Raw genomic sequence first — 25,604 nt, forward strand, 5'->3', positions numbered from 1 at the left:
GCAGCGTCGGCGCTCGTGCGCGTCCGGAACGACACACGGGAGGGTGTGATCGCATGAGCCAGGCTGATGCCGGAAGCGCGGGCCCCGCGACGGGGGCGCTCGGAAAGCGCAATCTCACGACCATCCACGCCGTCGCACAGGCGCTTGCGATCGGGCCGATGTTCTCGGTCGCGCTCGTGCTCGGCGGAGTCTCCCGCCCGGATATCGGTGCGGGCTGGAACGCCGCCCTCGCGGTGCTGCTCGCAGGCCTCGGCGTGCTCGCGATCGCGTACACGATCTCGCTCTATGCCCGCCGCTACTCGGGCGCCGGAGCCGTGTACGAGTACCTCACGCACGGGGCGCACCCGTGGGTGGGCGTGTTCACGGCGGGATTCTTCTTCGCCGGCGCGCTCTTCCTCGGCGGCGGCGGCATCTACCTCGGCCTCGGCATTCTCAGCGACGGCTTCTGGAAGTCGCACATCTCGGACGGAGGCCCGAGCTGGTGGGTCTGGGGGATGATCGCGCTCGGGATCGTCCTCGTGCTCAACTACATCGGCGTGCGCATCGCGATCCGCGCCATGCTCACCTTCGCCGCGATCTCGTTTCTCCCGATGCTCGTCCTCGCGCTCGTGATCATCGTCAAGGGCGGCGAGAGCGGCAACACGCTGTCGATGTTCAACCCCGGCGAGACGTCGCTGTTCGGCATCACGGGCGGGGGTGTGCTCGGCGGCATCCTCCTCGGCATCCTGCTCTTCGTCGGCTTCGAGGCGGCCGCGTCCATCGGCGAGGAGTCGGAGAACCCGCACCGGTCGATCCCGCGGGCGCTCATCTGGACGGTCGCGGTGGCGGCGGCGTTCTACGTGGTCATGGCCTACGCGATCTCCGTCGGCTACGGCAAGGAGGCCGTCAGCAAGGGGGCGTGGGCCGGCTCGCCGGGACCCGTGTCGGAGCTCGCGACGAAGTACATCGGCTCCTGGTACTCGACGATCCTCGAGCTCGTCATCATCCTCGACGCGATGGCGCTCGCGCTCGCCATCTGCGTCATGATCGGGCGCGGCTTCTTCGCGCTCGGTCGTGACGGGCTGCTGCCGAAGGTGTTCGCGAAGACGTCGCGCTACGACACGCCGTGGGTCGGGAACCTGATGGTCGCCGTCGGCGGCATCGGGCTCGTCATCCTCGCCTCCGTGACGAGCTACTCGACGAAGTTCGGAGCGATCGGGCCCGACGGGAAGTTCATCCAGTTCTTCCCGACGGATGCGTTCGCCACGTTCATCATGTCCGCGACGGTGGGCTCGTACGCGATCGAGCTCGTCTACCTGATCCTCGCCGTCGTCGCCGTCCGGCTCGTGCCGAAGGCCGGCAACCACTGGTGGCAGTACCTGATCGTCCTCGTGGCCGTGGCGACGCCGCTGCTCGGCTTCTACGGCGCGCTGCATCCCGCGCCGCACGACCGCTCGAACGTCAACTGGGAGGCGCTCTACTGGACGATCGGGCTCATCGTCGTCTCGCTCGTCTGGTTCGCGATCGTCCTCGTCAGCCGCCGCTCGAACGTCGACAACGCCGCCGCCCACGCGGCCGAGCACCACGGCGTGCCTCCCCTCGACGAGACGCTCGGCTTCGAGCCGCTGCCGGAGGGGAAGATGCCTCTGTGACGGATTCGCAGGCCTCCACGATCGAGGGCCCGGCCTGGCACCGGGTCGGGCCCTTCGACGACGCCCCGGACGGGACGCTGCACCGGGTCGAGGTCGAGGGACGCGCCGTCTGCGTGGGTCGCGTCGAGGGCGCCTGGGTCGCGTTCGACGACACCTGCACGCACGAGGAGTGCCCGCTCTCCGACGGCGAGCTCGACGGCCGGGTAATCGTCTGCCCCTGCCACGGGTCCGAGTTCGACCTGCGCACGGGCGACGTGCTCACTCCCCCGGCGCTCGACCCGCTGCCGATCTACGACGCGCGCGTCGTGGACGGCGCGCTCGAGGTGCGCCTGAGCCCGCCGCCGGCCGCGGCGGAAGCCGTGCACGAGCGCGAGGACCACGTGCCGGAGGCGGTCGCCCGCTCCGCCACCGTCGCCGGGCCCTCGCTCGAAGGGCTGGCGCTCGACGACATCGACCTCACCGACCTCGACGTATGGGAGCGGCGCGTCCCGTACGACTGGCTGACGCTGCTGCGCCGGGAGGCGCCGCTGCACTGGCAGCCGGAGCGGGACGGCCGCGGCTTCTGGGTGTTCACGCGCTACGACGACATCGTCGCCGTCTCCAAGGACTTCGAGACCTACAGCTCGGAGGTCGGCGGCACCTCGCTGCAGGACCTGACGCCCGAGGAGGTCGAGGCACGCAAGTCGATGATCGACACCGACCCGCCCGCGCACACGCGCATGCGGGCACTCGTCAACAAGGGGTTCACGCCACGGGTCGTCAACACCTACGAGGAGCGGATCCGCGGCATCGCGCGCGGCATCCTCGCGCAGGCCTTCCGGCAGGACGCGTTCGACTGGGTCGAGGCCGTCGCCTCCGAGATCCCGATGTGGGTCTTCTCCGAGATCATGGGGCTGCCCGTCGAGGACAGGCGCCTCATCATCGAGCTCGGCGACAAGATCCTCGGCAACACCGACCCCGAGGTCGTCGGCGAGGAGTACGTCGTCGAGCGCGCGCTGCACGACCCGGAGCTGCGCAAGCTCCCCTTCTCGAGCCCGTTCTCGCTCGACCTCATCGAGTACGGTCGCAGGCTCGGCGAGGCGCGCAGGCGGGAGCCGCGCGACGACATCACGACGCGGCTCGTGCAGGCCGAGGTCGACGGCTCGCAGCTCGGCGAGCACGAGTTCGGGCTCTTCTTCATCCTGCTCACCACGGCCGGCAACGAGACGACGCGGCACACGATCAGCCTCGGCCTGCTCGACCTGCTCGAGCACCCCGACGAGGCGGCGCGGCTCGTCGCCGACCCGTCCCTCGCCGCCACGGCCGCCGACGAGATCCTCCGTCGCGCCCACCCGGTGCACCACTTCCGGCGCACCGCGACCCGCGACACGACCGTGCACGGCCGGCGCATCAGGGCGGGCGACAAGGTGACGATGTGGTACGCGGCCGGCAACTACGACGAGGAGAAGTTCGCCGACCCGTTCCGCCTCGACGTCGGGCGCACGCCCAACCGTCACCTCACCTTCGGGCTCGGCGGGCCGCACTTCTGCCTCGGCGCGCACCTCGCCAAGCTGGAGGTGAAGATCTGGCTCGAGGAGATGGTGCCGTACCTCGAGCGGATCGAGCTCGCTGGAGCGCCCACGCGGCTGCGCTCGAACTTCTTCAACGGCATCAAGCGCCTACCCGTGCGGGTGCGCGCGTGAACCTTCCCAGGAGGCCCGGAGACGCATGAGCACGAGTCACGATCCCGGCACGGCGGCCGCCGCGCTCGCACAGCGGGGGGTGCGCGCGGTGCGCCTCCTCTACACGGACCTGCACGGCATCGCGCGCGGCAAGGACATCCCGATCCCGCACTTCGCGGACATGTGCGAGGAGGGCGCCACGTTCTGCGCGGCCGTGATGGGCACCGACCTCCACCACACCCCGGTCGTCGGCGGCGAGGAGGGCTACGTCGATTTCGCGATCCGACCCGACATCACGACCCTGCGCCAGGTGCCTTGGCAGCCGCAGGTCGCATGGTGCCTCGGCGAGGCGTGGACGCTGGACGGCTCCGACCACTGGCCCGTGTGCCCACGGGCGCTGCTCGAACGGGTGCTCGATGCCTACGCCGAGCGCGGCCTGACGCCGATCGTCGCCCCGGAGCTCGAGTTCTTCCTGCTCGAGCGCGATTCGACCGCGTTCGGCGGCCTGCGCCGCTACGTCGACGAGCTGTCGCGCGTCTACACGGTGGGGGCTGTCTCCGACCCGCGCGAGATCGTGCTGCGGATGCTGCTCTGGTGCGACGAGCTCGGGCTGCAGGCGTTCGCCGCCAACCACGAGTTCATGAACTCGCAGTACGAGATCAACGTGAAGCACTCCGAGGCGCTCGACGCCGCCGACCGCGCGTTCATGCTGCGCGCCGCCGTGAAGGAGATCGCGGCGCGCGAGGGGCTGCTCGCCACGTTCATGGGCCGGCCGTTCGCCGACCAGGGCGGATCGGGCTTCCACGTGCACCTGTCGCTCGCCGGTGAGGACGGGCACAACGCGTTCGCCGACGAGGGCGGCCCCGACGGGCTCAGCCCCCTCGCCGCGTCCTTCGTCGCAGGGGTGATCGACCATGCCCAGGGCCTGCAGGCCCTGCTCGGCCCGACGGTCAACGCCTACAAGCGGATCCTGCCCGACAGCCTCGCGCCGACCCACGCGAACTGGGGTCACGACAACCGCACCGCCTTCTGCCGCATACCCAGGGAGCGCGGCGCGCGCGCCCGGGTCGAGGTGCGCACCGGCGACGGGGCGGCATCTGCCCACCTGATCATCGCCGCCATCCTCATCGCGGGGCTCGACGGGATCGAGCGCGAGCTCCGTCCTCCGGAGCCGGTCGTCGGCGACGCCTACCGTGCCGACGAGGCGCATGCGGGGTCGAGGCTGCCGTCCGACCTCGGGGCGGCGCTCGACGCGCTCGAGGCCGACGAGCGGCTCGTGCAGAGGCTCGGCAAGGAGCTCGTGGACACCTTCGTCGCCATGAAGCGCTTCGAGGTCGAGCGCTTCGCGCAAGAAGTGGGCGCGCTCGACGTCGAGGTCGTGAGCGAGTGGGAGCTGCGGGAATATGCAGCCCTGCTCTAGCCCCGGCGAGCGCTGCCTGCGCATCGACCTCGACGGGGTGCCGCGCTGGGGCCGCCGCCACGGCGACGAGATCGTGCTCGAGGACGGAACGCGCGTCGCGGAGGCCGACGCGACGTACCTGGCGCCGGTGCAGCCGTCGAAGATCCTCGCGGTCCATCTCACCTACCGCAGCCGCGTCGAGGAGTATGCGGCGCGCATCCCGACCGAGCCCTCGTACTTCGTCAAGCCGCCGACGACGCTCAACGGCCATCGCGGCCTGCTGCGGCGCCCGCGGGGGGCGCGCTTCCTCAACTACGAGGGCGAGCTCGCCGTCGTCATCGGCCGCCGCATGAAGGGCGTGTCGATGGACGACGCGCTCGCCTACGTGGGCGGCTACGCGTGCGCCAACGACGTCGGCCTGCACGACTTCCGCCATGCCGACCGCGGCGCGATGCTGCGCGTCAAGGGGCAGGACGGCTTCCTGCCGATCGGCCCCGAGCTCGTGCCGGCGTCCGAGTTCGACCCGACCGACTACACGCTGCGCACGTTCCTCAACGGCGAGGTCGTGCAGGAGGCGACGGCCGCCGACCTGCTGTTCCCGGTCGCCTATCAACTCGCGGACCTCTGCCGCCTGATCACCCTCGAGCCGGGAGACGTCGTGCTCACGGGCACCCCCGCGAACTCGCGGCCGATGGAGCCCGGCGACGTCGTCGAGGTCGAGATCAGCGGCCTCGGCCGGCTCGTGAACACCGTCGTCGAGTGGGACGTCGACCTCTCCGGCCCGGGCGAGCAGCTCGAGGTGTCCGCCAGCACGCTGCACGTCGCCCTCGCGATCCCCGAGGACGAGGCGGAGCGGATGGTGGCGGAGGGTCGCACGCCGTGATCCGGCTGCACCGGCTCGACCACGTCTGCCTGCGCGTGGCCGACCTGGAGGAGGCGTCGTCCCGCTGGCGCATCCAGTTCGCGCTCGTCGAGCGGTCGCGCCGGGACGGCCGCGCCCTCCTCGCCTGCAACGACGAGCCCTACTGCCTCGAGCTCGTCGAGGGCGGCCGGCCCGGGCACGACCACTTCGCCTTCGAGCTGGCAGAAAGCTGCTCTCTCGACGATGCGCGCGCGCACTTCGACGCGCAGGGGGTGCCGTGGGACGAGCGCGAGGGCAGCCTCTTCGTCGAGGACCCCGACGGGCGGGCGGTGCAGGTGATGCCGTACCGGGCTCCGGCGACCGACGTCGAGCGCCGGCCCCAGCACGCGCGCCCCTCGACGAGCGTCCACCTCGGGGGGCCGCGCAAGCTCGGTCACGTCAACTGCCTCACGGGCGACATCCGGGCGGGCTACCGCTTCTACACCGAGGTGCTGGGCATGCGCCTCTCGGACTGGCTCGGCGACGCGGGCGTCTGGTTCCACGTCAGCACGGACCACCATGTGATGGCGCTCGTCGACCTCGGCTACGCCCACTTCCACCATCTCGCCTTCGAGACCGTCGACATCGGGAAGATGCGCGACATGCTCGATCACCTCGCGCGGCACGGGCGCTGGCTCGGCTGGGGCCCGACCCGCCACGGAATCGCGGGCAACATCGCGAGCTACGTGCGGATCGTCGAGGAGGAGTGCTTCGTCGAGCTCTACTGCGACATGGAGCAGCTGCAGGACGACCACGTCCCGCGCACCTACCCCGACGACCGCTTCTCGTCGAACACCTGGGGGCCGCTGCCGCCGCGCTCCTACTTCCGCTTCGACCCGGTCGCGATCGAATACGAGCGAGAGAGCTGGGAGACGCGCGGCAAGCTGCTGCCGCCTGCGCCCGAAGGGTGGCCGCGATGAGCGGGCTGAAGGGGTTCACGGTGCCGCGCACGCCCGAGGGGAGATCGTCCCTGGTGCCGTATCCGCCCTGGCACTACGTCGGCACCTTCCTCGTCGTCGACTACTGGGCCGACCCGGAGAAGGCCGTCTCGTTCCTCCCCGAGGGCCTCGACCCGCACCCGGACCCGGGCCGGTGCGCGCTCGTCGTGGCGGACTGGCAATCCTGCTCGGAGGGAGGCGGCGAGCTCGTCGACCCGTCCCGCTCGCAGTACAAGGAGTTCTTCATCGTCGTCAACGCGCTCCTCGACGGGGAGGAGGTGACGACGTGCGCGTACATCTGGGTCGACCGCGACTTCGCGCTCACACGCGGGTGGGTGCAGGGCTTCCCGAAGAAGCTCGGCTCGATCTGGGTCACCCGCAGCTTCGGCCTCGGCGGCCCGGCCGATCCCGGGATGGAGCCGGGCGCCCGCTTCGGCGCGACGTGCGCAGCCTACGAGCGGCGCATGGCCCAGACGACGGTGACGCTGCAGCGCCCCTCGCAGGGCGGGCCGTTCCACAACGCGCCTCCCATCGTCAACGTGCGCCACTTCCCCCGGCTCGCGGCCGGGCGCCACGACGATCCGGCCGTGCACGAGCTCGTGCGCGCCCGCTCGCGCGACCGTGCGATCTCCGAGATCTGGGAGGGCAGCGCCACCCTCGACTTCTTCGGCGCGCCGCACGAGGAGCACGACGCGCTCGCCCCGGTGAAGGTCGGCAAGGGCTACCGCTTCACGTTCGCCTACACCGTCGACGACCTCGAGACCGTGAAGGACCTCCGCTGAGCACCTCTGCCGGAGGAGCGGCTCGTGGCTAGCGGCGGCAGGGTGGCGCTCGTCACGGGCGGGGGCACCGGCATCGGCGCCGCGACGGCGCGGAGGCTCGCGGCCGAGGGGTACGCGGTGGCCGTCAGCGGGCGCCGGCCGGCGCCCCTGCGCGAGGTCGCCGCGGAGATCGGCGGTCTCGCGGTGATCGCCGACACGGCCGTGCAGGCCGGCGCGGAGCGCGCCGTGGCGGAGACGGTCGCGGCGCTCGGCGGCCTCGACGCGCTCGTGCTGAACGCCGGCGTCGGCGGGGTCGGCTCGCTCCTCGACGTCGACCCGGCGACGTTCGAGGACGTCCTGCGCGTCAACGTCACCGGAGCGATGCTGACCGCGCGCGCCGCGATCCCGCACCTCCTCGAGCGCCGCGGCGCGGTCGTCTCCGTCGCCTCCGTGGCCGGGCTGCAGGCGACGCCGTCCTCGCTCGCCTACTGCTCGTCCAAGGCGGCTCTCGTGATGCTGACGAAGTGCATCGCGCTCGACCACGGCCCGGCAGGAGTGCGCGCGAACTGCGTCTGTCCCGGGTGGACGCGCACCCCGATGGCGGACGGTGAGATGGACGAGCTCGCGAGCGGTCTCGGCACGGATCGCGAGTCGGCCTACGCGGCCGCGACCCGCCACGTCCCCCTCCGCAGGCCCTGCGCCCCCGGCGAGGTGGCGGAAGCCGTGGCGTGGCTCCTGTCCCCGGGCGCCTCGTACGTCAACGGCGCCGTCCTCACGGTGGACGGCGGCGGCACCGTCGTCGACGTCGCAGCCGTCGCGTTCGCGGAGGTGCCCGCATGAGCGGGCGCGTCGAGGTGGCGGGCGTCTCCGTCTCGACCGAGCACTTCATCGGCGGCCGCCGGGTCGCGAGCGACGCCACGTTCACGGACATCTCGCCCATCACGGAGGAGCCGATCGCCGAGGTCGCCCGCGGCGGCGACCGCGAGGCGGGGCTCGCGCTCGAGGCCGCCGAGCAGGCGTTCCCCGCGTGGGCGGCGCTCGGCCCGCAGGGCCGGGCGGAGCGCCTGCACCGGCTGGCCGACCTGATCGACGCGAACGTCGAGCCGCTCGCCGCCGTCGAGTGCATGGACATGGCGATGCTGCTGCGGTCGCTGCGGGCGCGGCTGATCAACCGCTGCGCCAGGAACTTCCGCAACTACGCCGACCTGGCCGTCGAGTACGAGGAGCGCGTGTGGTCGTCGAACGGCACCGCGAACCGCGTCGTCCGCATGGCGAGCGGTCCCGCCGTCGTGATCACGCCGTGGAACGCCCCGCTCATGCTCTCCACGTGGAAGATCGCGCCGGCGCTCGCGGCGGGCTCGACCGTGATCCTCAAGCCCGCCGAGTGGTCGCCGCTCTCCTGCTCGCTGCTCGCCGACCTCGCCGTCGAGGCCGGGCTCCCTCCCGGCGTGCTCAACGTCGTCCAGGGCATCGGCGAGGAGGTCGGCGCGGCGCTCGTCTCCGACCCGCGCGTGCGCCGCATCTCCTTCACCGGCTCCCCCGAGACGGCCCGGCGCATCGGGGTCGCGGCGGCGACCAACATCGTCCCCTTCACCGCGGAGCTCGGAGGCAAGGGGCCGCTGCTCGTGTTCGCAGACTGCGACCTCGAAGCCGCCGCGCGCAGGGCGGCCGGCCAGTACGACGACTCCGGGCAGGTGTGCCTGGCGGGCACGCGGCTGCTCGTGCAGGACTCCGTGAGCGAGCGCTTCCTCGAGCTGTTCCACCGCTTCACCGACGAGCACGTGCTGGGCGACCCGCGCGACGACGCGACGACCGTGTCTCCGATGATCCACCCGCATCACGTCGAGCGCGTGCTCGGGTTCATCGAGCGGGCCCGCGCGAACGGCGACGAGATCGTGCGCGGCGGCAACCGTCTCGAGCGCGGCCTCTGGATCGAGCCGACGCTGATCGCGCCCCGCTCGAACGAGAGCGAGGTCGTGCAGAGCGAGGTGTTCGGGCCCGTGCTCACCTTGCAGACGTTCGCCGACGAGGAAGAGGGCGTCGCGCTCGCCAACTCGACGCGCTACGGCCTCTCCGCGATCGTCTACACCGGCTCTGCCGAGCGCGCCGAGCGTGTCGGCCGGGCGCTGCGGGCCGGGATCGTGTGGGTCAACACGTTCCTCGTGCGTGACCTGACGGCGCCGTTCGGCGGCATCGGCATCTCCGGCATCGGCCGCGAGGGCGGGCAGTACGCGCTCGACTTCTACTCCGACCTGAAGACGCTGCAGATCCTCGAGGGCTCCTGCGGCACATGAGCGAGCCGCGACTCGTCCTCGTGCTGAGCGAGAACTGGACGCTGACGCCGCCTCGCGAGCTGCGCGCGCTCGTCGAGATGGCGGTCGTGGCGGAGGACGCCGGCTTCGACGCCGTCATGGTGAGCGAGCACGTCGTGCTCGGTCCGGGCGCGGGAGCGAACGGGATCATGAGCAATCCGCGCGACTACGCGCTGCCCGGCAACCAGGACCCGGCGACGCCGTGGCCGTCGTCGCTCGTGCTGCTCTCGGCGATCGCCGCTGCGACGTCGCGCCTGCGGCTCGCGGCCTGCGCCGTGATCGCACCGCTGCGTCACCCGCTGCTGCTCGCGTGCGAGCTCGGCACGCTCGACCTGCTCTGCGAGGGACGGCTGATCGTGCAGCCGACGGTGAGCTGGCACCGCGACGAGTACGAGGCGCTCGGCGTGCCGTTCGCGCAGCGGGGCAGGCTGCTCGACGAGCACCTCGCCGCGTGGGAGGCCGTTTGGGCGTCGTCGCCCGCGAGCTTCCACGGCGCGCACTACGCCTTCGACGACGTCTACCTCGAGCCGAAGGCGTGGCGCCCCGACGGGCCCCGCCTCTGGTTCGGCGGCGAGTCGGTGCACCCGCGCCTGCTGCGTCGCATCGTCCGCTACGGCCACGGCTTCCATCCGCTCGGCCGGCCGTCCGATGACGACCTCGCGCGCCTCGCCGAGGGCATGACGCAGGCCGGTCGCGACCTCGGCGAGTTCGAGCTCGTCGGCGGCATGCGCGCGGTCTTCCCCGACGACGCGAGCCCCGCGCCGCTCGCACCGGCGATCGCCTCGATCCCGCCGCAGCGTGCGCGCGGCTTCACGACGTTCTGCGTCAAGCCGTCGCAGTTCATCGACGACATCGCGCTCTACCCGGCCTGGTGCCGCGAGGTCGTGGAGCGCGTGGGAGAGATCGCATCGTGAAGGTCGAGGTGGCCGTCGTGGGGAACGGCGTCGCCGCCACCGCCTGCGCCACGCGTCTGGCCCGCCACGGCATCCGGCCGCTGCTGATCGGCCCCGGCCTCCCCGTCGACCGGCCGCCGCTGACGAAAGCCGCTCTCGTCGACGGCAAGCCGCGCCTGCTCGCCGACGAGGAACGGCTTGCCGAGCGCGGCATCGACCGGCTTCACGCTCTCGTCGTCGACGCGGAGCTCGACGAAGGCCGCCTGCGGGCGGAGTGGGGCGCGGAGGCGTGGGAGGTGGAGGCCGACCGGATCGTGCTGGCGCCCGGCCTCCTGTACGCGCGGCCGCCGATCCCCGGCTTCGAGGACGCGCTCGTCAACGCCGATCCCCACGTCTTCGAGCGCCTGGCTGCGCTGATCTGCGCCGGACCGGTCGAGGTGCTCGTCGTCGGCGCGGGGCTGATCGGCACCGAGACGGCCGCGACGCTTGCCCAGGCCGGACACCGGGTCACGCTCGTCGACCTGCTCGAGCGGCCGCTCCACCGCCTCCACGACCCCCTGCCGGCGCTGGCCCGGGCCACGCTCGACGACCTCGGCGTGCGCTTTCTCGGAGGCGTCCGGATCGAGAAGGGCGGGGAGCGCGCGGTCGAGACCGCGAGGCACGGAACGCTCGCGGCGGATGTCGTCCTCGTCGCTACCGGCGGTGTCCCGCTGCTCCCGCCCGGCCTCGCACCCGGCGAGGTGGAGCTGCCGCTGGCGGTCGGGCCGAACATGCAGGTGCCCGGCCATCCGCGCGCGTACGCCTGCGGCGATCTGGTGCTCGTGCCGCACGCGCGCTTCGGGCCGCTCCGCTTCCCGCACTGGGACGCGGCGATCGGCACGGGCGAGCAGGCAGCCGACGCCGTCGCCGGGGTCGCAGCGCCCTACGAGCGGGTCCCCTACTGGTGGAGCGACATCGGCCCCCGGCGGCTTGCGGAGGTCGGCGTCGCGGCGCAGGCGGCGGCGTGGGCAGAGGAAGGCGGGTTGCACGTGGGCCGCGACGAACAGGGCGAGCCGGTGTGCGTGCTCGTCGTCGACGAGCCGCGCAGGCTGCGCGAGGCGCGGGCTCTCGTCCAGGAGGGAGGCGGCGCGTGAGGCCGTTCGAGAGGCCGGCAACCGAGCCGATCCGCGTCTTCCCGGCGCCGATCGTAGCCGGCCGCGTCGTCGCGGACATCCCTATCCTGCCGTCGTGACGCTTCGCCTCGACGTTCCCCGCGAGCTTGCGCTCGAGCGCGCCGCCGAGATCGTCGCCGAGGCGTGGCGGAGCTTCGACCAGGCCCGGCCGACGGAGCCGCCGATCGACGAGCGGCTGCGCGCGCTGCTCGACGCCGCGCTCCCCGAGGCCCCGTCGTCCGCGCTCGAGGTGCTGGAGGACGCGCGGCGGACGCTCGACGAGACGATCGCGCAGACGCGGCCGCGGTTCTTCGCCTTCGTCGCCTCGTCGGGCCTCGAGATCGGCGTGCTCGGCGACCTGCTCGCCTCGTGCTTCGATGCCAACCTGGCCGTGTGGGCGGCCGCCGCCTCCGAGGTCGAGGAGCAGGCGGTGCGCTGGGTGGCGGAGTTCGTCGGCTTCCCGGCCGGCGCCGGCGCCTTCACGAGCGGCGGCACGATCTCGAACATGACGGCGCTCGCAGCGGCGCGCGAACGCGCGATCCCGGGTGCGCGCTCACGCGGCCTCGGCGGCGTCGAGGCCGCTCTCTACTGCTCGCAGGAGGCGCACTACTCGATCGAGCGCTCGGCCGAGCTGCTCGGGATCGGCGCCGCCAACGTGCGCGCGCTCCCGATCGACGAGCAGCGGCGACTTATCCCCGAGGCGGTCGCGGAGGCGATCGCAGCCGACCGCGCCGCGGGCCGCCTGCCGGTCGCGGTCGTCGCCACCGCGGGCACGACCCTGACCGGCGCCGTCGACCCGATCGGCGCGCTCGCCGACGTCTGCGCCGAGCAGGGCGTCTGGCTGCACGTGGACGGTGCTTACGGGCTGCCGGCCGCCACGACCCCCTCCGCCGGACACCTGTTCCAGGGCCTCGACCGCGCCGACTCGGTCACGCTCGACGCCCACAAGTGGCTCTACCTGCCCAAGGCCTGCGGCGTGCTGCTCGTGCGCCGTCGCGGCGACCTTGCGCAGGCGTTCTCGCACGAGGAGGCGTACATCCCGCACGAGCGCTCCGGCCACATGGTCGACATCACGCTCGAGTACTCGCGGCCGTTCCGGGCGCTCAAGCTGTGGCTCGCGTTCCGCGCGCACGGCGCGCAGGCGTTCCGCGACGCCGTCGAGGAGAACCTGCGCCAGGCCCGTCTCCTGTACGAGCTCGTGGAGGCGCACGAGGCGCTCGAGCCGATGTGCGGGCCGCCGCCGCTGTCGATCGTGCCGTTCCGCCACGTCGCCGCCGCGGGCGACCTGAACGAGCACAACGCGGCGCTCGTGCGCGCCTTGCAGGACGACGGCCGCGTCTGGGTGGCGCCCGCCACCGTCGACTCGAAGGTCTGCCTGCGCCCGTGCTTCGTCAACTTCCGCACCAGCGACGACGACGTGCGCGCGCTCGTCGACCTCGCCGTCGAGCTCGGCTGACAGCCGCCGCCGGCGGCCGGCGCGCAACCGTGCCTTAACGCGCCCTAACCCGCCGTTCACGGGGCGGCCCCTATAACGGAGCCATGCGCTCCGCTGCGCCCCGAAGCCAGGATTCCCCCTCCCCGACTCCCTCCACCACCGCCCGGAGCGGCTCCGTTGCGAAGCCGCTCGCCGCGCTCGCCGCCGCCGCGCTCCTCGGCGGCGGCGCAGCGCTGGGTGGCGCGGCCGCCGTCGGCGTCTTCGACGGCTCGTCGACGACGACGGTGGTGGAGCAGACGGCGGCGGGCAGCGCCGTTCCCGCGGTCGCGACGACGGGGCTCTCGATCAACCAGATCTACCGGCGCAGCGGGCCCGGGGTCGTCCAGATCACGTCGACGACGCCGGGCAGCGCGCAAACCGACGTGTTCGGCCAGCAGTTCCAGGCGCCGCCGCAGCAGGCGCTCGGCTCGGGATTCGTGCTCGACAAGGAAGGCCACATCGTCACGAACTACCACGTCATCGAGGGCGCCAGCAACATCGAGGTGCGCTTCTCGAACGACGACACGATGAAGGCGACGCTCGTCGGCGGCGACCCGTCCACCGACCTCGCGCTGCTCAAGGTCGGCGCGACCGCGCGAGCCCTGACGCCGCTGCCGCTCGGCGACTCCGACAAGGCGCAGGTGGGCGACTCGGTCGTGGCGATCGGCAACCCGTTCGGCCTCGAGCGCACCGTCACGGCCGGCATCATCAGCGCGTTGCAGCGAGCCGTCACCGCGCCGAACGGGTTCACGATCGACCACGTGATCCAGACCGACGCGCCCATCAACCGCGGCAACAGCGGCGGGCCGCTGCTGAACACCCGTGGCGAGGTGATCGGCGTCAACTCGCAGATCGAGACCGGCGGTTCCGGCGACGGCAACGTCGGCGTCGGGTTCGCCGTCCCCGTCAACACCGTCAAGGCGGTCGTCGCGCAGCTGCTCGCGAAGGGCAAGGTCGAGCACGCCTACCTCGGCGTCGCCGCCGTCGAGATCTCGCCCGCGATGGTGCGCACGTTCAGGCTGCCGGTCGACAACGGTCTCGTCGTGCAGGGTGTTGCTCCGGGCTCGGGTGCGGAGCAGGCCGGCCTCCGAGCGGGCAACGAGCAGGTCGTGATCGCCGGCGAGAGCTTCCGCATGGGCGGTGACGTGATCGTCGCCGCCGACGGCAAGGCCGTGACCTCGATCGCCGAGCTGCGCGACGTGATCGCGGCGCGCAAGCCCGGCGACAGGATCACGCTCAAGATCTACCGCGGTCAGGACGCGAAGACCCTGACCGTCACTCTCGGACGGCAACCGACCTCCCCCTCCAGGTAGCCGTCCGGGCGGGCGCCCTCCCCCGAGCCCGTCCACAGAGCAGCGAGGCCCCGGCGAACGATCTACCGGCCGGGGCCTCGCTGCTGCTACGACTCCCGCCGGCGCAGGGCCGCGTCGGTGAGCTCGAAGCCACGCCGGACGATCGCGCGCTTCGCCTCCTCCGGCCAGCTCATTCCCGCCCTGAAGCTCGAGTCGAGCGCGTGCGCGCCGGCATCGCCGCGGACGATCATAGTCGGAAGCGCACGGTCGTGGCGGAAGGGAAAGCGCGCGGCGGCGAAGCGGGCCTCGATCTCCGCCGCGGCTGCCCCGCGACGCCACGGGGCGGCGTTGCGCCGCGCGATCTCGACCGCGTCGCGGCGGAGCGCCGCGAGCTCGCGCACGGAGGCGTCCCTGTCGTGCGCGGAGCGCTCCTCCATTGACGTGTTGCGGGCGACCGCGATCCGCATCAGGCGCACGATCATGTCCGCCAGGTGCGGTGGCTCTCCGCGCAGCTGGCGCGCCTCGGCCTCCTGCAGCTCGCCGATGATCGCCCGCACCGGCGGTACCGCCCGGAACGGCTCGAGCCGCCTGCGCAGACGCGCCAGGTTGTCGCCCTGGCTCCTCTGGTGGTTCGAGACGTAGCGGAAGCCGGCGATCTCGCTCACGTCGGGGTTCTCGACCGCGTGGCCGAGCGGGAAGTTGCGCACCCAGCCGCCGTCGGTGCCGATCACCTCGCCGACCCGCAGCGGCAGCACGAGGGCGCTGATCGCCGCCGAGGCGATCAGCGCCTGCCCCATCACGTCCGGCGGCGCCGTGCGGGAGGAGTAGACGCGTTCGAAGGCGTGGTCGGCGTCGCCGTCCTCGGTGTTCGTGACGTCGGTGACGCAGACGACGAGCTCGACGGGAGCCTCCCGCAGCTTCTCGGCGAGGGACTCCGCCGGCTCGACGCGTGCCGCGATCGTCTCCGGCAGCGTGTAGTCGTGCAGTCCCTCGAACGGGAGCTGCCACAGTCGGTGCGGGCGGAACGTCTCGTCCGGCTGCAACTCCATGCAGAAGGCCTCGAGGTCGTCGACGCGGTCGAGCGCGGCGAGCGCGCCGGCGAGCGCGCCCGCCGACGTTCCGTAGATCCAGCCGACGCGCGCCCACAGAGGGCTTTCGCGAAGCCGTTTCAGGAATCCGAGCTCGAGCAGGATGCCGTTCATGCCGCCGCCGGAGAGCACGAGCGCGACGTCGCGGTCCTTGACCATGTCCGTATTCTGCGCCCCGTGGAAGCGGAGCGCCCCCTGACCGGATCGACCACTGTCGAGCGCGACGAGCGCGTCGAGGACGAGGGCATCTGGGCGGACGACGGCGACGGCGACCACTCCGGGTGGTTCTGCGTGCGCACCGACCCGTTCCCGTGTCCGGCGCCCGGGTGCGCCTTCGTCGCCGACTACATGACCGCCGCGCACCTCATCCTCGTCTGGGAGGAGCGCGACGACCCGAACCTGCTCTGGCACGCACAGCGCGCGAAGGAGGTCGGTCGCAACCCGCGCGTCGTCTCCTACGAGCGCTCCTTCGGGCCGAGCGCTTCGTACTACGCATGGGAGGCCGCGGGCAGGCCGGTGCACGGCGTGCGCGGCAAGCCCTAGCCCGGATCGATCGATCCAGGTAGCCGTATGATCCCGTCTGCGCCCCCGGTAGGATGCGAGTGATGGCGACCCGGATCGAGACGCTGCAGGTGACCGGCATCCGCTGCGAGCGCTGTGTGAACCGGCTTGCGGCCACGCTTCGCGGCCACGACGGCCTCGACGCGGCGAACGCCAACCTCATGGGGCAGGTCGTGCTCGAGTTCGACGACGAGAAGACGTCGCGGGACGCGCTCGTGGAGGCGATGGCGAAGGCCGGCTTCCGCGAGCTGCAGATCGTCTGAGACGCGGGAATACCGGCGCCGCGGCGGGCGTTTCCCTCTCCGAGCAGTGATACGGTAGGTCCCGATGGGCGACGCCGAGCCGGAGACCGACGGGCGACGGATCGCACAGCAGGCACGTGACCGGGTGCGCTTCGAGGAGGAGGCGCTCGCGCTCGCCGATCAGGTCTACCGGGTGGCGCGCAGACTCGTCAGCACCCGCGAAGAGGCCGAGGACTTGGTTCAGGAGACGTACGGGAGGGCGTTCCGGAGTTGGCGCTCCTACTCGCCGGGCACGAACCTCCGCGCCTGGCTGCTGCGCATCCTCACGAACCTGAACCTCGACCGGGGCCGCAAGATCCAGCGCACACCCGACCTGCAGCCGCTGGAGGAGGGCGACTACTACCTCGCGAACAAGGTCGCGGCGGCGCAGGGCGAGCAGGCGCTCGACCAGGACAGGGTCGTCGAGAGGCTCTCGCAGGACTCGGTCGTGACGGCGCTGTCGTCGCTGCCTGCCGACTTTCGCGACGTGGTGGTCCTGGTGGACATCGGAGAGTTCAGCTACGCCGACGCGGCGCAGATCCTCGACATCCCGATCGGCACCGTGATGTCGCGGCTCCACCGCGGGCGGCGGCTGCTCAAGCAACGACTCGCAGAGGAGGCGATCGCGTGAGCCGTGGACCGTGCGAGGAGTGCGAGGAGCTGTTGCAGGGCTACCTCGACCGCGAGCTCGACGACCGCGAGGTGGCGCAGGCGGAGAAGCACCTGGACGGGTGCGAATACTGCCGGCGGCGCTACCGCTTCGAGCTCTCGTTGCGGAAGTACGTGCGCACGACCGCCGTGGAGCGCATGCCCGCCGGGCTGATGGAGAAACTCGTGCAGCTCCGCTCCGCCGACGGCCCGACGGCGTAGCGGCCGGCCGTCGCGGCCCCGGCGCCTAGCGCAGGCGCGGCGGCAGGTCGGCTGGCGTGTCGACGTCGCCAGGGGCGCCGACGTCGTCGCAGGGCACCAGGCGCGCGACGGCTCCCCGCAGCCCCTCGTCGGGAATCGCATCCCACAGCGAGCGCGCGACGAGCAGCGGGTGCCCGCGCTCGCCGCCGTAGGAGGCGGCGACGACGGCGCCGCCGTGCTCGCGCCACGACGCGATCACCCGCGCCACCGCCTCGGGCGCGAGATCCGGCCCGTCGGCGAGGACGACGACCGCGGCGGCGCAGCGGTCGTCGAGCGCCTCGAGACCGCAGCGCAGGGACACCCCGGGCCCGCGTTTCCAGCCGGGGCACGTGACGACCCGCGCGGGGGTCTCGAGCTGGTGCGCGCCGGCGACGACGACGATCTCGTCCACCGGGCTCGCCTCCAGCCGCTCGAGCACCTCGGGGAGCAGCAGCCGCTGCTTCGGGGCGCCGAAGCGGGACGCCTCGCCGGCGGCGAGGACGATCGCGCCGACGCGCGTCACGGCCGCTCGACGACCCTGACCGTGTCGATGACGACGGGCTGCGTCGGCTGCTCGGTCGCGGGGTCGCCCAGGGCGCCGATCTGCTCGACCACCCCGAGCCCCTCCGTCACCGTGCCCACGATCGCATAGTCGGGCGGCAGACCGGCGTCGGCGGCGGTGACGACGAAGAACTGGCTGCCGGCGGTGCCGGGCGGCTCCGCCTGCGTCTTCGCCATCGCCACGACGCCCTCGACGTAGCGCGCGCCGGCCGGCGGTGCGTCGGCCGTCCGGTAGCCGGGGCCGCCTGCCCCCGACTGCGTCGGGTCGCCTCCCTGGATCACGAAGCCGGGCACGATGCGGTGGAAGACCGTGGCGTCGAAGAAGCCGGCGCGCGCGAGGGCGACGAGCGACGCCGAGGTGGCGGGCGCCCGCGTCTGGTCGAGCGTGACGGCGAACGAGCCGCAGCTCGTCGAGAACACGAGGCGGTAGGTCTTCCCGGGGTCGAGCCGCTCCGCGGGCGGCCTGGCGCCGCCGCCCTCGCGTGGCGCCGGCGCCGGCACGTGCCGGCAGGCTTGCGCGCGCTGGGCCCCGGACGGCGCGGACCCGGCCGCCGTGGTCGCCTGCGGGGCGTCGCCCGGCGACCCGCCGCAGCCGGCCGCGAGCAGCGCGGCGACGGCCGGCAGGAGGAGCAGCGCGCGCATGTGCCGATCCTACGTCCTTGACGGGCACCGATCCGTGCCTGTAGTCCTAGGTGCGTGGAGGTCTCGCTGCAGGTCAACGGGGAGCGTCACGTCGTCGCCGTCCCGCCGCACCGTCGCCTGCTGGACGTCCTGCGTGACGACCTCGAGCTGCTCGGCTCCAAGCTCGCGTGCGGGGAGGGCGCGTGCGGCGCGTGCGCCGTGCTGCTCGACGGGCGGCCGGTCAACGCCTGCCTGCTGCTCGCGGCCGCCGCCGAGGGCCACGCGATCGTCACCATCGAGGGGCTCTCGCGCGGACGTGCCGCCGCCGTGCTGGAGGCGTTCGTGGTGGAGGACGCGTTGCAGTGCGGCTACTGCACGCCGGGGCAGGTCGTGAGCGCGACGGCGCTGCTCGAACGGGTTGCCCGGCCGACGCGCGACGAGATCAGGCAGGCGATGGCGGGCAACCTGTGCCGCTGCGGCGCCTATCCGAAGATCGAGCGCGCGATCCTGCGCGCGGCGGCGGGAGCGTGATGGCACGGCTCGTCAAGACGCAGACGGAAATGGAAGGGCGCTACCAGGACGTCTGGGTGCTCATCGACGAGGAGGACGACGTCGAGACCTGGGACGTCGACGCCGACCTCGCGCTCGTGGGGCGGCCGGCCGCGAGGCAGGACGGAGCCGCCCGCGCCGCCGGGCGCGTGCGCTACACGGTCGACGTTCGTCTGGCGGGCATGCTGCATGCGGCGGTGCTGCGCTCGCCGGTTGCCCACGGCATCGTGCGCGGCCTCGATCTCGACGCCGCCCGGTCGCTGCCCGGTGTGCGCGCCGTGCTCGGCCCCGAGAGCGAGCTGTCGTTCACCGCGCGTACACCTGCATTCGCCGCCGAGCCGCGGTACGCGGGCCAGCCGATCGCGGCCGTCGCGGCGGACACCCCCGACCAGGCTCGCGCGGCGCTCGCGGCGCTCGCGCTCGAGATCGAGCCGCTCGCGCACGTCGTCGACCCGCAGCATGCCCTCGTCGAGCAGCGCTTCGTGTCCGACCCTGTCGAGGAGGCGCGCGGCGACGTCGACGCGGCGCTCGCGGCGGCGGAGGTGCGCGTCGAGCTCGAGATCGAGACGCCGGCGCACCTGCAGACGCCGCTCGAGCCGCATGCGGCGGTGGCCTCGTGGGACGGGGACGAGCTCACTGCATGGGTCTCGACGCAGGGGATGTTCTCGGCCCGCGACGAGCTGGCGAAGAGCTTCGGGGTGCGCAAGGACCAGGTGCGCGTGCTCACCGCCTTCGTCGGCGGCGGCTTCGGCGGCAAGCAGGGAGCGGGGTTCGAGGCGCTCGTCGCCGCCGAGCTCGCGCGCGTCAGCGGCCGGCCGGTACGGCTCGTCAACGACCGTCACGCCGAGCAGCTCGACGGCGGCCGGCGTGCCGCCACCCGCCAGACGATCCGCCTCGGCGCCCGCCGGGACGGCACCATCACGGCGATCGACGCCGACGCCGTCATCGCGATGGGGCAGGGCGGCTGGGTGTTCCCGGTCACGATCCCCGCCCGCACGCTCTACCGCTGCGACGACGTGCGCACGATGACGTTCCCGGTGAAGACGAACCTGCGGCCCCAGAACGCGTTCCGCGCGCCGGGCGTGATGGAGGGCGTCACCGCGTTCGAGCAGGCGGTCGACGAGCTGGCATCCGCGCTCGGCATCGACCCGCTCGAGCTGCGCCGCCGCAACCACGCCGACGTCGACCAGGCGAGCGGGCTGCCCTACTCGAGCAAGCAGCTGCTGTGGTGCTACGACCGTGCCGCCGAGCTCGCCGGCTGGGAGCGGAGAGAGGATCTGCGCGGCCCGCAGCCCGACGGCCTGCTGCGCGGCATGGGCTGCGCGACGCAGATCTGGTGGGGCGGCGGCGGCCCGCCGTCGCACGCGACCGTGCGGCTCGACGGCGACGGGCACGCGCAGGTTGTGACGGGGATCCAGGACATCGGCACGGGCACGCTCACCTCCGCCCGCATCGTCGCCGCCGAGGAGCTGGGCCTCCCGCTCGACCGTGTGCGCGTCAGCGGGGGCGACACGCGCCCGAACGTGTACGGGCCGGTCGCGGGCGGCTCGCAGACGACGCCCTCCGTGCTCCCGGCCGTGCGCTCGGCGGCGGCGAAGGTGCGCAAGACGCTGCTGCAGCTCGCCGGCGACGTGCTCGAGATCGCGCCGGACGACCTGCACGTGCGCGACGGCCGTATCCGTTCGCGTGACGGGGCCCTCGACGTGGACGTGATCGAGGTGACGGGAAAGCTCGGAGACGCGACGATCGACGGCTCCGGCTCGCGCGGGCCGAACCCCGACGGCTTCCGCGTGCACACGTTCGGCTGCCAGATCGCCCAGGTCGCGGTCGACGCGGCGGTCGGCGAGGTGCGGGTGGAGCGCGTCGTCGCCGTGCACGACGTCGGCCGTATCGTCAACCCGCTCGGCGCGTCGAGCCAGGTCGAGGGAGGCGTGCTGCAGGGGATGGCGTTCGCGCTCACGGAAGAGCTCGTCCTCGACCCGACGACGGGCGCGCCCGTCAACGCCCACCTCGACGACTACAAGCTGCCGACGATCGCGGACGTCCCCGAGATCACGATCGACTTCGCGCCGGTGCCGGACGCGAACCTGCCGAACGTCGGCGCGAAGGGGCTCGGCGAGCCGCCGATCGTCCCCACGGCCGCCGCGATCGCGAACGCATTCGCGCACGCGACCGGCCGCCGCTGCGCGGCGCTGCCGCTCACACGGGCACGCGTGCTGGAGGCGCTCTCATGAGCGCGTACGCGCGGCCGGCGTCGCTCGACGAGGCGCTTGCGCTGCTCGAGCAGGACGGCGCCGCGGTGCTCGCCGGGGGCACCGACCTCGCCGGGCAGGTCGACCGCGGCATCCGGGCGCCGGCGCTTCTCGTCGACCTGCAGGAGGCCGGGCTGGGAGAGATCCGGCCGCACGGCGGCGGCGTCGAGGTCGGCGCCGCCGTGACGCTGGCCGCGCTGGCGCAGTCCGAAGCGCTCGCGCCCTATGCCGCGGTGACGACGGCCGCGGGCAGCGCGGCGTCGCCGCTCCTGCGCAACGTCGGCACGGTCGGCGGCAACCTGCTGCAGCACACCCGCTGCTGGTACTACCGCGGCGCGGAGTGGCAGTGCTGGCTCGGCGGCGGCGACACGTGCTTCGCGCAGATCGGCGACCACCGCAAGCACGGCCTCGAGCCGGGTGACTGCATCTCCGCGCACCCGTCAGACCTCGCGCCCGCGCTCGCCGCCTGCGAGGCGACCGTGGTCGTGCGCTCGCGCGGCGAGGAGCGCGAGCTGCCGCTGCTCGACCTCTACCGCCGCCCCACAGAGGAGAACCGGTCGCTCGTCGTGCTCGCCCGCGGCGAGCTCGTCACCGCCGTGCGTCTGCCGGCGCCGCCCCAGGCCTCCGCCTACCTGCGCGCGGGGGAGCGGCAGGCGTTCTCGTTCCCGCTCGTGGCGGTCGCGGCCGCGCGGAGCGGAGCGCTGCTGCGGCTCGTGGCCGCCGGCGTCGCCAACGTCCCGCGGGCGCTCGACCCATCCGATCCGCTTGCCGGCCTGCCCGGCAACCCGCAGAGCGCCTGGAAGCGCCGGGTGCTGTCCGCGCTCGCCGAGCGCGCCGCCGCGGCCGTGCGCTGACCGCCGGGCAGGCGCGCCGCTCGTGCGCCGTCTCCAGACGTTCGACCCGAAAGGGGCGCGCGAAGCGCGCCCCTTCAGGATCGTGTCGCCCGGCTGCGCCGCAGCCGGGCGACATGCAGCAAGCATCGAGTGCGGCGTCTCGCAACAAGGCTTTCCGGTGGAATGGTGCGAGACGCCGCACTAGGCGCGCGTCGTCGCGGCGAGCGTGCCCGCGACGTGGACGAGCCACTTCGCATGGTCGCCGGCGACGCGCCGCTCCGGGCCGTCGGCGATCTCGTCCGAGCGGTGCCACAGCTCCGCCGCGGTGACGAGCGCATCGCGGATCATCCCGGCCTCCTCGATGTGGGCGTGCTCGGCGAGCGCGGCGTTGACGGCGAGGCCGAGGCCGCCCGCGGCGTCCGGCTGGCGCATCCACAGCAGCGGCGTCGCCATCGAGACGTACTGGGTGATACGCGCGAACGTGAGAGGCTGCACGAGCGCGGTGAGCCCGCGCGGCGGCGTCGGCGGCGGCACCGGGTCGCCGTGTGCGATCGCGGCGGCGGTCCCCCCGAGCATCCACCGGATCTGGGTCTCGTCGAGCCCCGAGAGCCGGGCCGTGCGCAGTGCCAAGAGCAGCGCGTTCGGGAGCCGGCCGTACGGGTAGTCGGTCGCGAACAGCACCTGCTCGGGCGAGACCTGGCGGAAGAGGTCGAGCAGGTCGATCGCGCTCCACACCGACGTGTCGAAGAACACCCCGGGCACGCCGCCGAAGCGGGCGGCGAGTCCGGCCATGTCGGCGATGCCGGCGTGGGCGATGATCAGCTGCACGCCGCCGTAGCGCTCGACGAGGGCCGCGAGGTGGTCGGCGATCGGCGGCAGCCCGCGGCCGCCGTGGATGAGGATCGGCACGCGGCGCTCGAGCGCGAGGGCGAACACCGGCGCGAGGCGCTCGTCGCCGACCGAGAACCGCTGTGCGCGCGGGTGGAGCTTGATCCCGCGTGCCCCGAGATCGAGGCAGCGCACCGCTTCCTCCAGCGGATGGTCATCGAGGTCGAGGCGCGCGAACGGGACGATGCGCGGGTCGGCGGCGGCATGCGCGAGCGTGCGGTCGTTCGCGGCCCGGAAGGCAGGCGCCCGATCGGGCTCGTCGAGGCAGAAGGAGAAGGCGCCGCCGAAGCCGTTCGCGTCGAGCATCGCGGTCAACTCGTCGAGCCGCCCGGCCATGCCGTCGATGTCGTCGCCGAGGTGCGTGTGGGCGTCCCAGAGCACGCAGTCGCAGGGCATGTCCGCGCGCACCATCGCGTCGCAGGCTGCGAGGATCTCCTGCGCGCGCTCGAGTGCGTCCACGTTGCGAGTCTACGCAGGCGGAGCGGCCGCCGCGGACGCGAGCAGCCGCTCCACGAACGCCGCCTCCGGCATCGAGCCGACCCACGCGCGGCGGTCGTCGACGACGATCGTCGGCACCGAGACGACGCCGTGCCGGTCGGCGTCGACGGCGAACTCCGTCGCCTCCACGGCGGCGGCCGTGACGCGCGGCGAGGCGAGTGCGCAGCGGTAGGCCAGCAGCACGGCCGGCGGACAGTGCGGTCACGTGGGGGTGACGTAGACCTCGAGCGCCACGTCGTGCTCGAGCGTGGCGAGCGCCGCGCGCGACGCCTGCGAGAGCGTGCTCTCCGTCTTCCCGGCCTCGACGATCGCTCCGATCAGCGTCGAGAGCTCGTATCCCCACGGCAGGCCGTGGTAGACGAGGCCGTCGCCGACGGTGATCTTCGGCCAGCGTCCGCGCTCGGTCGTCTCCGTCACCCGCAGCGACACGCGGTCGGAGAGCGCCGCGATCTCCTCGAGCAGCGCGCGCGCCTCCGCGCCGAAGTCGATCTCGCGACCGCCGGCGATCACGGTCACCGGCGTCTCCTCGGGACCGAGCTCGAGCGTCACCGCGACATCCTGCTCGACGCCGTCGAGGACATCGCGTACGGCGGCAGCATCGCGCTCCCCGAGCAGCCTCATCGCAGCGAGTCGATCTTCTCGCGCAGGTAGCGCAGGTAGGGCTCGGGGTCGATCGTGCCGGAGCCCGTGACCCGCTCGAGCGCCTCCTTCGGCGTCAGCTTGCGCCCGAGCGCGTAGAGGTTGTCGCGCAGCCAGGCGGACAGCCCGTGCAGCTCGCCCGCCGCCATCCGCGCGTCGAGGTCGGGGAGCGCCTCGCGCACCTTCGCCCAGATCTGCAGCGAGATCACGTTGCCGAGCGCGTAGGTGGGGAAGTAGCCGATGGCCCCTCCCGACCAGTGCACGTCCTGCAGCACGCCGTCCGCGTCGGACGGCACCTCGACGCCGAGGAACTCCCGCATGCGCGCGTTCCACACCTCGGGCAGATCCTCGAGCGCGACGGTGCCGTCGATCAGATCCTGCTCGAGCTCGAAGCGCAGGATGACGTGCAGCGAGTAGGTCGTCTCGTCCGCGTCGACGCGGATCAGGCCCGGCTCGGCACGGTTGATCGCGCGCACGAACGCGTCGAGATCGACGCCGCCGAGTTGCTCGGGGAACATCTCCTGCAGCGGCCCGTACCAGTGCGTCCAGAACGGTCGGCTGCGGCCGACGAGGTTCTCCCACGTGCGGCTCTGCGACTCGTTCAGCGCCAGCGACGGCGCGCCGCCGAGCGGCGTGCGCATGAGCGAGTCGGCGATCCCGTGCGCGTAGAGACCGTGGCCGGCCTCGTGCATCGTCGACCAGATCGACTCGAGGTCGTGCGGCCGGTAGCGGGTCGTGAGACGGACGTCGCGATTCGAGAAGGAGGTGCAGAACGGGTGCGCGGTCGGGTCGAGGCGCCACGCGCCCTCCTCGAAGCCCATCGTCGCCAGCACGCGCCCGGCGAACGCACGCTGTCGCTCGGGGTCGAAGGAGCCGTGCAGGAACGAGGCGTCGACCTGCGGCGCCGAGCGCACGAGCTCGGTGAGCGCCGGCCGCAGGGTCGCGAACACGGCGCGCACCTCCGCCGTCGTCATGCCCGGCTCGTAGTCGTCGAGCAGCGGCGTATACGCCGAGTCGGCGGGCTCGAAGCACTCGACGTAGCGCCGCTTCAGCTCGACGTTCGTGCGCAGGTAGGGGAGGAACGAGCCGAAGTCGCTCTCCCTGCGGGCCTCGACCCACGCCTGGTGGCCGCGCGCGGCCGCACGTGTCATCTCGACGCGCAGGTCGGTCGGCACGCGGCACGCCTTCTCCCAGTCGCGGCGCGTGACGCGGATCAGGCTGGCGTCGTCGCAGTCGTAGGGCAGCGACTCCTCGAGCGGGCGCAGCCGCTCGAGCAGCCGGCCGACCTCCGGGTCCGTGAAGCGCTCGTGGGCGATGCGGCCGAGCGTCGCCAGCACCTCGGCGCGGGCCTCGGTGCCGCGCGGCGGCATCGTCACGCGCTGATCCCAGACGAGCACGCCGGCCGCGCGCGCGACGTCGGCCACTTCCGCGAGACGCTCCCTGAGGGTCGTGAGTGGATCGCTCATACGCGGAGGCTATCCGTACGGTGTGCCGTGACCGCCGCGCGTCGGATCGCGGGCCGTCCGCTCGCT

At 73.0% G+C, this 25,604-nt stretch carries 25 protein-coding genes and 1 pseudogene; 19 read left to right on the top strand and 7 right to left on the bottom strand.

Annotation, left to right across the window (positions count from 1 at the left end; translation table 11 throughout):
* Positions 1–53 precede the first annotated feature (53 nt).
* From Gocc_RS00695 to Gocc_RS00750, 12 genes are all read left to right on the top strand, one after another.
* Positions 54–1,631, top strand: coding sequence for an APC family permease (locus tag Gocc_RS00695; RefSeq protein ID WP_114794616.1), 1,578 nt, complete (start codon positions 54–56; stop codon positions 1,629–1,631).
* Complete coding sequence (locus tag Gocc_RS00700; RefSeq protein WP_181813260.1) at positions 1,628–3,313, top strand: cytochrome P450; 1,686 nt, start codon at positions 1,628–1,630, stop codon at positions 3,311–3,313. The genes Gocc_RS00695 and Gocc_RS00700 overlap by 4 nt, the downstream gene beginning before the upstream one ends.
* A 25-nt stretch (positions 3,314–3,338) precedes the next feature.
* Positions 3,339–4,712: a glutamine synthetase family protein gene (locus tag Gocc_RS00705; protein ID WP_114794618.1), complete on the top strand. Its 1,374-nt coding sequence runs from the start codon at positions 3,339–3,341 to the stop codon at positions 4,710–4,712.
* Positions 4,696–5,574 carry a fumarylacetoacetate hydrolase family protein gene (locus Gocc_RS00710; protein WP_114794619.1) on the top strand — a complete coding sequence of 293 codons (879 nt, stop codon included), beginning with the start codon at positions 4,696–4,698 and terminating at the stop codon, positions 5,572–5,574. The genes Gocc_RS00705 and Gocc_RS00710 overlap by 17 nt, the downstream gene beginning before the upstream one ends.
* The gene (locus tag Gocc_RS00715; RefSeq protein ID WP_114794620.1) at positions 5,571–6,512 is read left to right on the top strand and encodes a VOC family protein; all 942 of its coding nucleotides are present in this window, start codon (positions 5,571–5,573) and stop codon (positions 6,510–6,512) included. Before Gocc_RS00710 ends, Gocc_RS00715 begins: the two co-directional genes overlap by 4 nt.
* Complete coding sequence (locus Gocc_RS00720; RefSeq protein WP_114795118.1) at positions 6,509–7,312, top strand: acetoacetate decarboxylase family protein; 804 nt, start codon at positions 6,509–6,511, stop codon at positions 7,310–7,312. The genes Gocc_RS00715 and Gocc_RS00720 overlap by 4 nt, the downstream gene beginning before the upstream one ends.
* A 24-nt stretch (positions 7,313–7,336) precedes the next feature.
* Positions 7,337–8,131: an SDR family NAD(P)-dependent oxidoreductase gene (locus Gocc_RS00725; protein ID WP_114794621.1), complete on the top strand. Its 795-nt coding sequence runs from the start codon at positions 7,337–7,339 to the stop codon at positions 8,129–8,131.
* Positions 8,128–9,585, top strand: a complete 1,458-nt coding sequence (locus tag Gocc_RS00730) for an aldehyde dehydrogenase (protein WP_114794622.1) — start codon at positions 8,128–8,130, stop codon at positions 9,583–9,585. Before Gocc_RS00725 ends, Gocc_RS00730 begins: the two co-directional genes overlap by 4 nt.
* Entirely contained in the window at positions 9,582–10,517 is a 936-nt protein-coding gene (locus Gocc_RS00735; RefSeq protein WP_114794623.1) for a TIGR03619 family F420-dependent LLM class oxidoreductase, read from the top strand. Before Gocc_RS00730 ends, Gocc_RS00735 begins: the two co-directional genes overlap by 4 nt.
* A complete protein-coding gene (locus tag Gocc_RS00740) occupies positions 10,514–11,629 on the top strand; it encodes an FAD-dependent oxidoreductase (RefSeq protein WP_181813261.1) in 1,116 nt (371 codons plus the stop codon). The genes Gocc_RS00735 and Gocc_RS00740 overlap by 4 nt, the downstream gene beginning before the upstream one ends.
* 94 nt (positions 11,630–11,723) lie before the next feature.
* The gene (locus Gocc_RS00745) at positions 11,724–13,103 is read left to right on the top strand and encodes a pyridoxal phosphate-dependent decarboxylase family protein (protein ID WP_181813262.1); all 1,380 of its coding nucleotides are present in this window, start codon (positions 11,724–11,726) and stop codon (positions 13,101–13,103) included.
* Between the two features lie 83 nt (positions 13,104–13,186).
* Positions 13,187–14,434: a S1C family serine protease gene (locus tag Gocc_RS00750; protein WP_114794626.1), complete on the top strand. Its 1,248-nt coding sequence runs from the start codon at positions 13,187–13,189 to the stop codon at positions 14,432–14,434.
* Positions 14,435–14,520: 86 nt separating this feature from the next.
* Here Gocc_RS00750 and Gocc_RS00755 read toward each other — a convergent pair whose 3' ends face one another.
* Complete coding sequence (locus Gocc_RS00755) at positions 14,521–15,660, bottom strand: patatin-like phospholipase family protein (protein WP_114794627.1); 1,140 nt, start codon at positions 15,658–15,660, stop codon at positions 14,521–14,523.
* A gap of 18 nt (positions 15,661–15,678) precedes the next feature.
* On the opposite strand from Gocc_RS00755, the gene Gocc_RS00760 reads away from it, so the two are divergent.
* From Gocc_RS00760 to Gocc_RS00775, 4 genes are all read left to right on the top strand, one after another.
* Positions 15,679–16,044, top strand: coding sequence for a hypothetical protein (locus Gocc_RS00760; RefSeq protein WP_114794628.1), 366 nt, complete (start codon positions 15,679–15,681; stop codon positions 16,042–16,044).
* Between the two features lie 62 nt (positions 16,045–16,106).
* Positions 16,107–16,325 carry a heavy-metal-associated domain-containing protein gene (locus tag Gocc_RS00765; RefSeq protein WP_181813263.1) on the top strand — a complete coding sequence of 73 codons (219 nt, stop codon included), beginning with the start codon at positions 16,107–16,109 and terminating at the stop codon, positions 16,323–16,325.
* A 64-nt stretch (positions 16,326–16,389) separates the two neighbouring features.
* A complete protein-coding gene (locus Gocc_RS00770) occupies positions 16,390–16,974 on the top strand; it encodes a sigma-70 family RNA polymerase sigma factor (protein WP_114794630.1) in 585 nt (194 codons plus the stop codon).
* Positions 16,971–17,213: an anti-sigma factor family protein gene (locus Gocc_RS00775; RefSeq protein WP_114794631.1), complete on the top strand. Its 243-nt coding sequence runs from the start codon at positions 16,971–16,973 to the stop codon at positions 17,211–17,213. The genes Gocc_RS00770 and Gocc_RS00775 overlap by 4 nt, the downstream gene beginning before the upstream one ends.
* Positions 17,214–17,238: 25 nt before the next feature.
* On the opposite strand, the gene Gocc_RS00780 is transcribed toward Gocc_RS00775, so the two are convergent.
* Both Gocc_RS00780 and Gocc_RS00785 read right to left on the bottom strand, forming a co-directional pair.
* Entirely contained in the window at positions 17,239–17,754 is a 516-nt protein-coding gene (locus Gocc_RS00780; protein WP_114794632.1) for a nucleotidyltransferase family protein, read from the bottom strand.
* Positions 17,751–18,434, bottom strand: a complete 684-nt coding sequence (locus tag Gocc_RS00785) for a peptidylprolyl isomerase (RefSeq protein WP_114794633.1) — start codon at positions 18,432–18,434, stop codon at positions 17,751–17,753. The genes Gocc_RS00780 and Gocc_RS00785 overlap by 4 nt, the downstream gene beginning before the upstream one ends.
* A gap of 54 nt (positions 18,435–18,488) precedes the next feature.
* On the opposite strand from Gocc_RS00785, the gene Gocc_RS00790 reads away from it, so the two are divergent.
* The 3 genes from Gocc_RS00790 to Gocc_RS00800 are packed head-to-tail and all read left to right on the top strand — an operon-like array spanning position 18,489 to position 22,068.
* Positions 18,489–18,944, top strand: coding sequence for a (2Fe-2S)-binding protein (locus Gocc_RS00790; protein WP_114794634.1), 456 nt, complete (start codon positions 18,489–18,491; stop codon positions 18,942–18,944).
* Positions 18,944–21,196, top strand: coding sequence for a xanthine dehydrogenase family protein molybdopterin-binding subunit (locus tag Gocc_RS00795; protein ID WP_114794635.1), 2,253 nt, complete (start codon positions 18,944–18,946; stop codon positions 21,194–21,196). Before Gocc_RS00790 ends, Gocc_RS00795 begins: the two co-directional genes overlap by 1 nt.
* On the top strand, positions 21,193–22,068 hold the full coding sequence (locus tag Gocc_RS00800; protein WP_114794636.1) for an FAD binding domain-containing protein: 876 nt from the start codon (positions 21,193–21,195) through the stop codon (positions 22,066–22,068). Before Gocc_RS00795 ends, Gocc_RS00800 begins: the two co-directional genes overlap by 4 nt.
* A gap of 180 nt (positions 22,069–22,248) precedes the next feature.
* Here Gocc_RS00800 and Gocc_RS00805 read toward each other — a convergent pair whose 3' ends face one another.
* From Gocc_RS00805 to Gocc_RS00820, 4 genes and pseudogenes are all read right to left on the bottom strand, one after another.
* Positions 22,249–23,394: an amidohydrolase family protein gene (locus tag Gocc_RS00805; RefSeq protein WP_114794637.1), complete on the bottom strand. Its 1,146-nt coding sequence runs from the start codon at positions 23,392–23,394 to the stop codon at positions 22,249–22,251.
* Between the two features lie 9 nt (positions 23,395–23,403).
* A pseudogene (locus tag Gocc_RS00810) lies at positions 23,404–23,622 on the bottom strand (thioredoxin family protein); the annotation flags it as partial.
* A 12-nt stretch (positions 23,623–23,634) separates the two neighbouring features.
* Positions 23,635–24,054, bottom strand: coding sequence for a hypothetical protein (locus Gocc_RS00815; protein WP_114794639.1), 420 nt, complete (start codon positions 24,052–24,054; stop codon positions 23,635–23,637).
* Positions 24,051–25,538, bottom strand: coding sequence for a carboxypeptidase M32 (locus Gocc_RS00820; RefSeq protein WP_114794640.1), 1,488 nt, complete (start codon positions 25,536–25,538; stop codon positions 24,051–24,053). The genes Gocc_RS00815 and Gocc_RS00820 overlap by 4 nt, the downstream gene beginning before the upstream one ends.
* Positions 25,539–25,604 lie beyond the last annotated feature (66 nt).

The sequence above is a fragment of the Gaiella occulta genome (genome assembly GCF_003351045.1).
Classification (GTDB): Bacteria; Actinomycetota; Thermoleophilia; order Gaiellales; family Gaiellaceae; genus Gaiella; species Gaiella occulta.